The sequence below is a fragment of the Actinomadura sp. GC306 genome, assembly GCF_004348665.1.
Classification (GTDB): Bacteria; Actinomycetota; Actinomycetes; order Streptosporangiales; family Streptosporangiaceae; genus Spirillospora.
In genome coordinates, this window is record NZ_SMKM01000216.1 from 1 (window position 1) to 11,627 (window position 11,627).

At 74.4% G+C, this 11,627-nt stretch carries 12 protein-coding genes and 1 pseudogene; 11 read left to right on the forward strand and 2 right to left on the reverse strand.

From position 1 onward, the window contains the following. A pseudogene (locus E1200_RS24755) lies at positions 1-183 on the reverse strand (hypothetical protein); the annotation flags it as partial. Between the two features lie 575 nt (positions 184-758). On the opposite strand from E1200_RS24755, the gene E1200_RS24760 reads away from it, so the two are divergent. After that, positions 759-1,625: a helix-turn-helix transcriptional regulator gene (locus E1200_RS24760; protein WP_243708820.1), complete on the forward strand. Its 867-nt coding sequence runs from the start codon at positions 759-761 to the stop codon at positions 1,623-1,625. A 1-nt stretch (position 1,626) separates the two neighbouring features. Here E1200_RS24760 and paaI read toward each other — a convergent pair whose 3' ends face one another. Further along, complete coding sequence (paaI, locus tag E1200_RS24765; protein WP_131954488.1) at positions 1,627-2,022, reverse strand: hydroxyphenylacetyl-CoA thioesterase PaaI; 396 nt, start codon at positions 2,020-2,022, stop codon at positions 1,627-1,629. Between the two features lie 168 nt (positions 2,023-2,190). On the opposite strand from paaI, the gene E1200_RS24770 reads away from it, so the two are divergent. From E1200_RS24770 to E1200_RS24815, 10 genes are all read left to right on the forward strand, one after another. After that, complete coding sequence (locus tag E1200_RS24770) at positions 2,191-2,592, forward strand: nitroreductase family deazaflavin-dependent oxidoreductase (RefSeq protein ID WP_131954489.1); 402 nt, start codon at positions 2,191-2,193, stop codon at positions 2,590-2,592. Between the two features lie 97 nt (positions 2,593-2,689). Continuing rightward, a complete protein-coding gene (locus E1200_RS24775; protein WP_131954479.1) occupies positions 2,690-3,757 on the forward strand; it encodes a phosphotransferase in 1,068 nt (355 codons plus the stop codon). A 99-nt stretch (positions 3,758-3,856) separates the two neighbouring features. Then, positions 3,857-4,732, forward strand: coding sequence for an NAD(P)-dependent oxidoreductase (locus E1200_RS24780; RefSeq protein WP_131954480.1), 876 nt, complete (start codon positions 3,857-3,859; stop codon positions 4,730-4,732). A gap of 92 nt (positions 4,733-4,824) precedes the next feature. Further along, positions 4,825-5,703 carry a hypothetical protein gene (locus E1200_RS24785; RefSeq protein ID WP_131954481.1) on the forward strand — a complete coding sequence of 293 codons (879 nt, stop codon included), beginning with the start codon at positions 4,825-4,827 and terminating at the stop codon, positions 5,701-5,703. Next, entirely contained in the window at positions 5,700-6,794 is a 1,095-nt protein-coding gene (locus E1200_RS24790) for a hypothetical protein (RefSeq protein ID WP_131954482.1), read from the forward strand. Before E1200_RS24785 ends, E1200_RS24790 begins: the two co-directional genes overlap by 4 nt. Positions 6,795-6,890: 96 nt before the next feature. Then, positions 6,891-8,363 carry a hypothetical protein gene (locus E1200_RS24795; protein WP_131954483.1) on the forward strand — a complete coding sequence of 491 codons (1,473 nt, stop codon included), beginning with the start codon at positions 6,891-6,893 and terminating at the stop codon, positions 8,361-8,363. After that, the gene (locus E1200_RS24800) at positions 8,360-9,721 is read left to right on the forward strand and encodes an AAA family ATPase (RefSeq protein WP_243708819.1); all 1,362 of its coding nucleotides are present in this window, start codon (positions 8,360-8,362) and stop codon (positions 9,719-9,721) included. Before E1200_RS24795 ends, E1200_RS24800 begins: the two co-directional genes overlap by 4 nt. Before the next feature lie 102 nt (positions 9,722-9,823). Then, positions 9,824-10,339: a hypothetical protein gene (locus tag E1200_RS24805; protein ID WP_131954485.1), complete on the forward strand. Its 516-nt coding sequence runs from the start codon at positions 9,824-9,826 to the stop codon at positions 10,337-10,339. Between the two features lie 107 nt (positions 10,340-10,446). Then, the gene (locus E1200_RS24810) at positions 10,447-11,136 is read left to right on the forward strand and encodes a hypothetical protein (RefSeq protein ID WP_131954486.1); all 690 of its coding nucleotides are present in this window, start codon (positions 10,447-10,449) and stop codon (positions 11,134-11,136) included. A gap of 144 nt (positions 11,137-11,280) precedes the next feature. After that, complete coding sequence (locus E1200_RS24815) at positions 11,281-11,496, forward strand: hypothetical protein (RefSeq protein WP_131954487.1); 216 nt, start codon at positions 11,281-11,283, stop codon at positions 11,494-11,496. The last annotated feature ends 131 nt before the right edge of the window (positions 11,497-11,627 follow it).

The window sequence follows — 11,627 nt, forward strand, 5'->3', positions numbered from 1 at the left end:
GGCCAGGGCCGGGCGGGGCAGGGACGCGTCGGCCACGACGCTCAGGGTGACCTGCACGGACGTGACGCCGTCGGCGGACGTCAGCGCGGTCCGGACGGCGCGTTCCGCCGCCGCGCGCTCGTGCGCCGTGACATCCCCGGAGGTCAGGAACCGGATCTCGGGCCGTTCACGGGTCGCGTTCATTCTCATTTCTCCCAGATACGCGTGTGTGGTGGTCGCCTCTGCGGAGCGGCGATGGTGATCGCCCCTCTGATCCCTTCAACGCCGCCGGCGTCCCGGACCACACCCGTTCACGAGGAGAGCTTCGTCACCTGGCGGCGCGGCGGGCTCTCCGGAGAACAAGGAATGGATGATCTCCGTCATCGGCCCGTCACGCTAGGCCACAGAAAAGAGCCGATTGAATCGGCTGGTCGCCGTGTGCCGGAACGCCGGGCAATTCGTCGGCCAAGGTCCCCCCGGGTGCCCGAAAATGACCATCCCGTGATCTCGGTCCGCAGCACGATGACACGTTCCGCAGCGAATCGGCCACCGACAGCACAGCTCACCGGCCCTGCGGCCCAGGGCGATCACGCATTCGGCGCGGCGTCGGACGAGTCGAAGCGGTCACGATTTTCATACTTCCCAAAAACCCGTTGGGATCCTCTAACATGGGGCGGTGCCGTTCCGCCCCCGAGCAGACCCGTCGACTGGCTGGTGACCCCTTGGCCCAGGATTCAGCTGCCCCCACACCACCGTCCGAAGGTGATCCGGCCGGACGGCTGATCGAATACCCACGGCGTGGCGGCCCCACCGTCCTGCGCATTCTGCTCGGCGCGCAACTGCGCCGGCTGCGGGAGGAGCACGGGATCTCCACCGAGGAGGCCGGCTACGAGATCCGCGGATCGCACTCCAAGATAAGCCGAATGGAGCTCGGCCGCGTCGGATTCAAGGAACGCGACGTCGCCGATCTGCTCACCCTTTACGGCGTCTCCGACCCCGCCGAGCGCGCGCCGCTCCTGGAGCTGGCCAGGGAGGCCAACACCCCGGGGTGGTGGCACCGGTACGGCGACCTGCTGCCCAGCTGGTTCGAGGTGTACCTGGGCCTGGAGGAGGCCGCCTCGCTGCTGCGCACCTACGAGCTGCAGTTCGTCCCCGGGCTGCTCCAGACCGAGGACTACGCGCGCGCCGTCGTCCGGCTCGGCTTCTCCGACGCCGCCGAGGACGAGGTCGAGCGGCGGGTGCAGCTCCGCACGATCCGGCAGGCGCGGTTCACCTCGCCCGGGGCGCCGACACTGTGGGCCGTTGTGGACGAGGCCGTCGTGCGCCGTCCCCTCGGTGGCCGCAAGGTGATGCGGCGGCAGCTGGAGCACCTGATCGAGGTGTCCGAGCTGCCGAACGTCACGCTGCAGATCGTGCCGTTCGGCGCGGGCGGGCACGCCGCCGCGGGCGGCCCGTTCACCATCCTGCGGTTCGCCGAGCCGGGGCTGTCCGACGTCGTCTACCTGGAGCAGCTCACCAGCGCGCTGTACCTGGACAAGCCCACGGACGTCGACACCTACATGCGCGCGATGAACAACCTGTGCATCACCGCCGCGCGCCCCGACGACACCGGCGCCCAGCTCACCAAGCTCCTCAACGAACTCTGAGTCAGGGGGCGTCGTCCAGGACGCGCTGGTCGCGGCTGCGGCTTCCGCCGCGGAACTCCGCGATCACCTCTCCGTCCGCGACGCGGCGCACCGTCACGTCGTAGACGCCGCTGCGGCCGTAGCGGACGCGTTCCTCCGCCGCCGCCTCCAGGACGTCACCGGTGCGGGCGGGTGCGACGAAGACGACGTCGGCGGACGCCGCGACCGTCACGGCGTCATGGCTGTTGCAGGCGTAGGCGAACGCGGAGTCGGCGAGAAGGAACACGTAGCCGCCGTGGGCGATGCCGTGCCCGTTCACCATCGTGTCGCCGACGGTCATCCGCAGCCGCGCCCGCCCCGGTGAGATCTCGGTGATCTCCATCGCGAGGTCCTGGGCCACCTTGTCCTTGGCGTACATCGTCTCGGCGCACCGCCGCGCCACCTCAGCCGCGTCGCTCACCCGCCCAGGGTAATGAGCGCCATGTATCAGCGGGGTTCCCCCGGGAAGGGCAACGAGGGTTCGGAGGTTGAGAGGACGGCCGTGCTCTACGCGCGGCCGATGCGGACGCTGGACGAGGGAGAGACCATGTTGTTCGGCAAGGAGCACGTCGAGCGCTACCAGGAGACGGACGGCGAGGTGGGGCACGAGTGGCAGGGCACGGTCACCCTGCTGCTCACCACGACCGGGCGCCGCACCGGGAAGGAGCGCACGACGCCGCTCATCTACCAGCCCGAGGGCGACGCGTACCTGGTCGTGGCGTCGAAGGGCGGGGCGGACGACCATCCGCTCTGGTACGCGAACCTCCAGGCGAACCCCGAGGTGAAGGTCCAGGTGAAGGGCGACAAGTTCACCGCGCGGGCCCGCACGGCGACGCCGGACGAGAAGCCCGCGCTGTGGCGGAAGATGGCGGCCGTCTGGCCGGCGTACGACGAGTACCAGGAGAAGACGACCCGGGACATCCCCGTCGTCGTCCTCGAACGCGCCTGAGCCGGGCGGTTCCCTTTCGCGGGGCGGGGACGGCGTGTAGCGTCGCCGTAGAACACCCATTCGACCACCGCCCGTCCGACGCAGCCGAGGTGCCGAGGTGCCGACGTCACACAGTGCCGACCCCGGGGCCGGCGCCGAAGCTCCGCCACCGCGGCTGCTGAGTCGCTGGGAGATCGGCGCACCGGCGGACGCGAAGGCGGTGGAGCCCGGGTCCGGCCGGTGCTGGCGCGTCGACGCGGCGGGCGGCGCGTACTTCCTCAGGGAGTACGCCGAGCCCGACCGGCGCCGCATGCGGTTCCAGCACGCCGTGACCACCGCGCTCGACGAGGCCGGTCTTCCGGTGCTCGCGCCTGTGCCGGCGCGCGGCGGGCGGACGCTGGTCACCGCCGCGGGGCGGGGCTACGTCCTGTACCCGTGGGTGGGCGGCCGCGGGCGCGGCGGGCTGGAGTTGACGTTCGGCCAGTGCGAGGCGCTCGGGGAGCTGCTCGGGCGGCTGCACGCGGCGCTCGACGGGCTCACACCGCCGGTCCAGCAGAGCCTGCTGGTGCCGACGCCGCGCGCCGCGGACGCGGTGGCCGCCGTCGACGCCATGCTGCGCGACGTCCCCGGCGACGGCGGGACCGACTTCGACGCGCTGACCGCCCGGCGGCTGCGGGAGCGGCGGGAGCTGCTCGCCGAGTTCGCCGGCCACCAGCCGCCCGAGATCGAGGTGACCACGGTCGGGCACCTGCACGGCTCGTTCGACTCCGCGCACCTGCGGTACGGCGGGTCGGGCAACGTCACCGCCGTCCTCGGCTGGGACGGGCTGACGACCGGCCCGGTCGCCGGGGAGGTCGTGCGGGCGGCGGCGCGGCTGTTCGCGTGCGGGGACGAGCGGGGGCTCGACCTCGACCGCGTCCAGGCGTTCGTGCGGGGGCACCGCTCGGCGTTCCCGCTGGACGCCGGGCAGATCCAGTCGGCCGTGCACCGCGAATGGTGGGGGCGGCTGTGCGACGTCGCGGCGCTGCGGCACCGGTACCTGGGCGAGGACGGTGCGGGCGGGCGCGGCTCGGCCGCCATGGTGGCGTGGTGGTCGGCGCAGCTGGACCGCACCCTGGACGCGTTCGCCGCGCCCTACACCGGCGCGTACGCCGACACGCCGGGCGACAGCCCCGCTTTCGGCTGATCCCAAAGAACCCGCCCGTCCCGGGGTAAGAAGGACATCGCCGTCACCGCATGGGGGCTGGCGCGAACAACGCGGTTCGACAACCGGAGGAGTGGAAGCATGACAGCGGTCGCGATGCTCGGCACCGGGATCATGGGCGCGGCGATGGCCCGCACCCTGCTCAGGGACGGCCACCGGGTCGCGGCGTGGAACCGGACCCGGTCACGCGCGGAACCCCTGGCGGCCGACGGCGCGACCGTCGCCGACTCCCCCGCCGCGGCCGTCGCGGACGCCGAGGTGGTCATCACGATCCTGGACGGCGGCGACACCGCCCTGGCGGTCATGCGGGACGCCGCCCCGTCGCTGCGGCCGGGCCAGGTCTGGGCGCAGATGGGCACGGTCGGCGTCGGGTCCGTGCCGTCGCTCGCCGGTTTCGCCGCCGAGCACGGGCTCGGGTTCGTCGACGCGCCCGTCCAGGGGACGAAGCAGCCCGCCGAGCAGGGGAAGCTCCTGGTGCTCGCGGCCGGGCCGCAGGACGTCCGCGAGGTCATCGACCCGGTGTTCGGCAGCGTCGGCGCCAAGACGCTCTGGCTGGCCGAGGACGGCGCGGGCGGCGCGGGCACCCGGCTGAAGCTCGCCGCGGTGAGCTACGCGATCTCGCTGACCTCCGTCGTCGCCGAGTCGGTCGCGCTCGCCGAGGGCCTCGGCCTCGACCCCGCCCTGCTCGGCGAGGTGTTCACCGGCGGGCCGCTCGACAACGCCTACCTGCAGGCCAAGATGAAGGCGATCCTGACGGGCGACTTCGAGCCGAGCTTCGCCGTCCGCAACGCGGAGAAGAACACCCGGCTGATCCACGCGGCCGCCGAGGCGGCCGGGATCAAGGTGGACGTCAACGACGCCGCGGGCGAACGGTTCCGGCGCGCCATCGAGCTGGGGCACGGGGACGAGGACATGGCCGCCACGTACCGGGCGAGCTTCCCGGCCGGCCGGGGGTGACGGTGCCGGGAGCAGCCCGCTGACATCGGACGTAAGACCACAAAGACTGGAAAACCCGGGAACTGTCTGGAAGCTCCGGTACTGTCTGCCGCATGTTCCGGTCCCCCGGCGTCCCGACCCCCGACGAGCTGGAGACGCGCATCAGCGAGCTGCGCGCCGCCGTCCGGCGGGCCATGGCGGCCGGGGACCGCTCGAACGCCAGGGAGCTGCGCGCCGAACTGCGCGGGGCGGAGCGGGCGTGGGACGACGCCGTCCTCGGCGAAAGCGGCACAGGCTCCGGCACGGACTCAGGAACGGGTTCGGGCACGGATGACCGGGCGGCCGGCGACCGCGGCGACGGTCCGCGCGGGCTGCTGCCGGTCCGGGAGCAGGTGCACCAGGCGCTGACGCTGCTCGGCGCGCCGGCCGCGCCCAAGCTCATCGGGTCGGTGTACGAGGCGTTCTTCACCGGCGGCGTCCCGGGGAGCCGGCTCACCAGCCTGCGCCGCGACGAGGAGCGCTCGTTCCGCACCGCGCCCTACGCGCGTCCCTACTACCTGTGCGCCGCGCTGACCGCCGACCTGCTCGCCCCGGCGCGCGGGCTGCTCACCGTGAGCACCTGGCCGCTGGAGCAGCGGATCGTCGGGCCGCTGAGCCCGCGCACCGACTTCCTGACGTCCGCCGTCCGGCTGGCCGAGCACGCGGGCCGGGGGACGCCCTCCCCCGGCGTGCAGCGGCTGCTGTGGCGTTTCGCGTCCAACATTCCCGGTGCGGTCACCGGTACGGTCGGTACCGTCGATCCGGCCGTGCTCGCCGAGGCCGCCCGGGCCGAGCTGGACGTGCACCGCGAGCCGGACCGGCGGCGGCGCGCGTCCGCCGCCGGGCGCGCCCGCGCGCAGCTCGACGACGCCGAACTGCTGTTCGGCAGCCGCCTGCGGGCCCTGCGGGACTCCGGGCGGCGCCCCGCCGGCAATGGAGAGACGGAGCGATGACCGAGACCGCACCCGACCTGGACGGGCTGCGCGGCGCCGCAGCCCCGCGCAATCACGACGCCCGGACGATCGCCGCGCTGACGTCCAACCCGGGGTGCGCCCGCCGCGGCGTGATGGACGCGGCGGGCGTCGACAAGGCCCTGGTGGCGCGGGAGCTCGGCTTCCCCGCCCCGTTCGGGCAGTCGCAGTTCGCGATCACGCGCGGGAACGCGTTCGAGGCGCAAGTGAAGGCGGACGGGTGCGCGGAGCTGCTGACGCTGCTGCGCGAGCGGCTCGGCCTGGACGTCCCCGAGGTCGCCTACGACGATCTGGAGGTCGTCGCGGGCAACGAGGGCCGGGAGCTGCGGCACTCGCGGACGCGGCGGCTGGTCGCCCGCGCGCTGGAGACCGGCGAGGGCACGCTGTTCGACCACCCGCTGCTGCGGCTGGAGATCGGCGGGCGGTTCGCCTACCTGGAGCCGGACGTGATCGCGTTCCAGCTCGCGGGGCGGCTGCACGTCATCGAGATCAAGTCGTTCGCCGTGGTGGACGGGCAGGCCGAGCCCGAGCAGGTCGCGGCGGCGGCGCGGCAGTCGGCGGTGTACGTGCTGGCGCTGCGCCGGATGGTGGCCGAGCTGGGCCACGACCCCGGGCGGGTGTCGCACGACGTGTTCCTCGTCTGCCCGGAGAACTTCTCCAACCGCCCGACGGCGACCCCGCTGGACGTGCGGCCGCAGCTCGCGGTCCTGGAGCGGCAGCTCGCGCGCCTCACCCGCATCGACGACATCCTGGCGGAGCTGCCCGGCGACCTGACGTTCGAGCCCGGGGAGCGGCTCGCCGAGTCGGTCCGCGCGGTCGAGGCCCGGTACGCGCCCGAGTGCATGTCGGGCTGCGAGATGGCGTTCTTCTGCCGGGACGAGGCGCGCGCGTGCGGGTCGACGGGGGCGCTCGGCCGGTCCGTCCGCGACGACCTCGGCGGCGTCGACACGATCGGGACGGCGCTGGCGCTGGCGGACGGCTCGCTCGACCCGTCCGACGACCTCGCGGAGACGGCCGAGCAGCTGCGCGCCGCCGCCCGCCTCCGCGCCGAAGCCCTGGAAGGGGTCGCGTGATCCCTCGATGAGCGACGGCGCCTGGACTGACGGACGGGGAACGAGCGAGGGGGGAAGGCGCCGCCTTCCGCCGCCGCGCCGCGCGGGGGGTGCGGCGTGAGCGCGCTGTCCTCGCTGGCGCGGCTGGAGGCGGCGGCCGCGGGTGCCGCGCGGCCGCTCGCGACGGTGCGGCACTGCCACGTCGCGGACGCGCCGCTGGTGCTGGTGCCGCTGCGGCTGGCCGGGGAGGCGGCGGCGCCGCTGGCGGTGCTCGCCGGGAGCGCGCCGGACGCGCCGGAGCTGCTGGTGGTGCCGCAGCCGCGCAACCGGGACCTGCGGTTCGCGTTCGCCGCCGACCTCGCCAGGCTGGTGCTGAAGCACGTCGAGACGAGCCGGGGCGAGGTGGAGGAGCTGCCGCCCGGCAAGGAGGGCGAGGAGCGGATCCGGTACGGCGACGCGCCGCAGCTGCTGGTGCCGAACCGGGGCGGGGTGGCGTTCCTGCGGCTGATGGGGCGCTCGACGCGGTTCCGCAGCACGGAGGGCCCGTACGCGGTGGACCCGGCGGTGCCGGTGCTCGGCCGGTGGCTGACGTGGTTCGCCGACCGGTACGACCATCCCGGTTCGTCGCTGCTCGGCGCGATGACCGAGCTGCTGCGGCTGCACTGGGCGACCGGGCAGAGCTCGCTGGAGGACGGCAACCTCGCCGCGCTGATGGGCTGGATCGACCCGCCGGACGGGCTCGACGGCCCGGCCGCGGCGGCGCGCGCCGAGGACCCGGTGGTGTGCCCGCCCGCGGGCCCGGCGACCGACCCGACGTTCGACAACGAGGTCCTCGCCCCGGCGATCGCCGCCTACGACCGCTCGGGCGGTGGCCAGGTCGCCGAGGAGCGGCTGCGGGAGGCGGTCGCCGGCCAGCTGACCCCCACGTGGGACCTGATGTGGCGGGCGGTGGAGGTGCTGCGGAGGCTGCCGGAGGGGGCGAGCGTGCCGAGGCGGTGGGAGCGCGACCGGGACGCGTTCACCTACTACCACCAGACGTTCGGGGAGGCGTACCCGCAGGCGCGCCGCGACTCGCCGGTCCGGGCGGCGCGGCGGCTGCACGACCTCGAACGGGCGCAGGACGCCTACGACGCCCAGCGGGCGTTCGACGACCCGCTCGTCATGGCCGAGCACCGGCTGGCGGGGCAGGCGTTCGGCGGCGTCGTCACCGAGTCCGACCCGGCGCGGCTGGACGAGACGGGCAAGCGGCCCAAGCTGCGCCCCCTCGTGCGGATAGCGACGGCCGACCCGGTCCGCCTGGACCCGGGGACGACCGTGTGCAGCGCGGCGCGGCCGGCGCTGAAGGGCCGGATCGTCGGGATCGAAGGCGGTGCGGTGCTGCTGGAGCTGACCGGCGGCATGGGCCGCAAGCTCACGCCCGAGCCCGGCGTCGTCCCCGCGGCCGACGACCGGGTGTGCTTCACCTCGCTGACGGACGGCTCGTTCGGCGTGGCGAGGTTCCCCGACCGGGAGGAGACGCCGTGGACGCACGGCGGGCCCCCCGAGGACTACGTGCCCACCCACGAGGACGCCGAAGAGGAATGGTCGTGACCGAACACGCGGGCCCCCGGCTGCTGCGGGCGGCGGCCGATCCGGAGCCGCCCTCCGAAGACCCCGGGAAGGCGGCGGCACGGGTCGTCGACGCCGTGCTGGCCGATCTCGCCGGCGGGCACCGCGGCGTGGTGGTCGACTCCCCGCCGGGCGCCGGGAAGTCCACGCTGGTCGTCCGCGCCGCCGGGCACCTGGTCGCGGCGGGCGAGCGGCTCATGATCGTGGCGCAGACCAACGAGCAGGTCGACGACCTCGTCGAACGCCTCGCCGGCCGGCATCCGGACGTGCCGCTGGGCCGCCTGTCGGCGTCGGGGTACGTGCCGTCCGAGCGGGTGCTGGCGCATCCGGGGGTGCGGGTCGCGCAGAAGGCCGACGACCTCGCCGAGCACCCCGTGGTGATCGCGACCGCCGCGAAGTGGGCGACGCTCTCGGACGGGTCGTGGCCGTGGGCGATCGTCGACGAGGCGTACCAGATGCGCTCGGACATGCTGCTGCGCATCGCCGGGCGGTTCGAGCGCGCGCTGTTCGTGGGCGACCCGGGCCAGCTCGACCCGTTCTCCACCGTCGAGGTGGAGCGCTGGGCGGGCCTGGCGTGGGACCCGATGCGCAGCGCCGTGTCGGTCCTGCTCGCGCACAACCCGGGGCTGCCCGTCCACCGGCTCCCGGTGTCGTGGCGGCTGCCCGCGTCGGCGGCCCCGGTGGTGTCGGAGGCGTTCTACCCCTTCACCGGGTTCCGCGCCGGGACGGGGCCGGACGACCGGCGGCTGGAGTTCGGCACCCGCGGCATGGGCACGACCTACGACCGGGCCCTCGAAGAGGCCGCGGCGACCGGGTGGAGCCTCTACGAGCTGCCCGCCCGGCATACGCTGCGCACCGACGCGGAGGCCGTCCGCGCGACGGCGGCGCTGGCGGTCCGGCTGCTGCAGCGCGGACCCGTGGCCCACTCCGAGCAGGGGCCGAACCCGGTCGGCGCGGGCCGGATCGCGGTCGGCGCGGCCCACCGGGACCAGGTCGCCGCGATCCGCGCGGCGCTCGGCCCGCACGGCGCCGGCATCACGGTCGACACCGCCAACCGGCTCCAGGGCCGCGAGTACGACATGACGGTGGTGCTGCATCCGCTGTCGGGGCGCCGCGACGCCACCGCGTTCCACCTGGAGTCGGGGCGCCTCTGCGTGCTGGCGTCCCGGCACCGGCACGCGTGCGTCGTCGTGGCGCGGGCGGGCATCCCCGAGCTGCTCGACGCGCACCCGTCTGCCGAACCGGTGCATCTGGGCGTCCCGGTCAAGTTCCCGGACGGGTGGGAGGCCAACCAGTCCGTCCTCGCCCACCTGGCCCGGCACCGCGTCCCGGCGGGCTGACCGGCGGGATAGAGCGGCACCGGCCGGGATCGCGCGGCCGGGTACGAGAGAGGCCCCCGGACGGATACTGTGAGAGCCGGTGCCTCAGCGATAGGGAGGGACATGGAGGACCTGGGCTTCATGTGCGCTCGCTGCGGCGGCGAGGTGCACGACGTCACGCACAACCGCGAGGGGTCGCTCGACGGCGTGGGCTACCGCCACAACCGGCGGGTGGAGCCGTGGGACCACGAGCTGGAACTCGCCGTCGGCGAAGCCGCCCCGCGGGCCCCGGGCTGCGACTTCTGCGGCGCGGACGGGCCGAGCTGGCTCTACTACCCGACGCTCGACCCCGAGGACACCGACATGTTCGAGGTCGAGCTCGACACCACGCACCTGTCGGACGACGACACCGCCGTGGCCGTCCTCAACATGCTCTATCCGTGGTACGCGTGCGACACGTGCTCCGTCCTCGTCGCCGACCGCAACATCGACGTCCTCATCGACCGCGCCCTCGACCGCACGCCCGTCCAGGAGGACGGTCCCGTCGACGAGGCGACCGTCCGCGCCCGCCTCAGGGGCTCCCTGTCGGTGTTCTTCACCACCCGGCCCGGCCGCCCGCAGCCGTCGCGGGCCGTATAGTTCTGCGTCCGGCGCTCCACGCCGGGGGTGGCACGGGGGAATGTCGGGGCGGTTCATTAGGATCGTGCCGTTTGTTCGGGGTGCGTTCAGCACGGGGGTAGGCGAAAGTGATCATTGACGGGCGGTTCCACGGGCCGGACGGTTCGGGGAACGGCGGGTACGTGGCGGGGCGCCTCGCGGGGAGGGTGCCGATCGACACGGTGACGGTGACGCTCCGGCGGCCGCCGCCGCTGGACACCGAGCTCACCGTCACCGTCGACGACGAGCGCGGGCACAGCGCGCGGCTCTGGAACGGGGAGCTGCTGATCGCCGAGGCGCTGGCGGGCGCGATCGTGGTCCCGCCGATCCCGGCCGTGCCGTTCGAGCGGGCCGCGGAGGCGGCGGAGAAGTACCGGGCGGCGGAGTCGCACCCGTTCCCCGGCTGCTTCGTGTGCGGGCCGGAGCGGGAGCCGGGCGACGGGCTGCGGCTGGAGCCGGGCCCGGTCGCCGAGGGCACGGTCGCGGCGCCCTGGGTGCCGGACCGGGTGCCCGAGCGGGAGCTGGTGTGGGCGGCGCTGGACTGCCCCGGCGGGTGGTCGTTCGACGTCGCGGAGCGTCCCGCCGTCCTCGGCACGATGACCGGCCAGGTGATGGACGTGCCGCGGGCGGGCGAGGAGTGCGTCGTGCTGGGCTTCGCGCGCAGCCGCGAGGGCCGCAAGATGCACGCCGCGACGGCCCTGTACGGGTCGGACGGGCGCCTGCTGGGCCGCGCGGAGCAGATCTGGATCGAGATCGACCCGGAGCGGTTCGGCGGCTGACCGCACCCCGGCCGGCCGGTCGGGTCGGCCGCCGGTCGGTCAGGCCGGTTCCGCATGGTTTCCGGGGAATGTGTCGTCGGACACGGACCGCACGGCCGGATCCGCTGTTCAATCTGAGCTTCCGCGAAAACGGAGGCGGGTCTGATGAGCGGAAACCTTCTGCTTTTCATCGGTGTCGCGGCACTGGCGATCTACATGGGGGTGCACTGGGAGCGCGCGCGGCGCGCGGTGTCCGATCTGCGGCTCAGCCGCCGGCGGGTCACCGGTCTGCGGCAGGTCGTGGCGCGCGAGCGCGGGCAGGTCGCGATGATCTGGGGGGCGGCGGCGCTGGCGCTGTTCCTCGCGGTCAGGTACGGCTGAGCGGCCGGCCGCCGGTCAGGGACCGGTGAACAGGGGGTCCTCCCGGTCGGCGCCGTTCACCCTCCCCGGGCTCTGCGGCGGGGGGTTCACCGGGACGGGCGCCCCGAGCGGGGAAGCGGCCGGCGCCTGCG

What these genes read in the sequence shown, in the direction of transcription:
- paaI (WP_131954488.1), bottom strand. Translation starts at nt 2,022, where the DNA reads ATGTACGCCAAGGACAAGGTGGCCCAGGACCTCGCGATGGAGATCACC.
- E1200_RS24770 (WP_131954489.1), top strand. Translation starts at nt 2,191, where the DNA reads ATGTTGTTCGGCAAGGAGCACGTCGAGCGCTACCAGGAGACGGACGGC.
- E1200_RS24780 (WP_131954480.1), top strand. Translation starts at nt 3,857, where the DNA reads ATGACAGCGGTCGCGATGCTCGGCACCGGGATCATGGGCGCGGCGATG.
- E1200_RS24785 (WP_131954481.1), top strand. Translation starts at nt 4,825, where the DNA reads ATGTTCCGGTCCCCCGGCGTCCCGACCCCCGACGAGCTGGAGACGCGC.
- E1200_RS24790 (WP_131954482.1), top strand. Translation starts at nt 5,700, where the DNA reads ATGACCGAGACCGCACCCGACCTGGACGGGCTGCGCGGCGCCGCAGCC.
- E1200_RS24805 (WP_131954485.1), top strand. Translation starts at nt 9,824, where the DNA reads ATGGAGGACCTGGGCTTCATGTGCGCTCGCTGCGGCGGCGAGGTGCAC.
- E1200_RS24815 (WP_131954487.1), top strand. Translation starts at nt 11,281, where the DNA reads ATGAGCGGAAACCTTCTGCTTTTCATCGGTGTCGCGGCACTGGCGATC.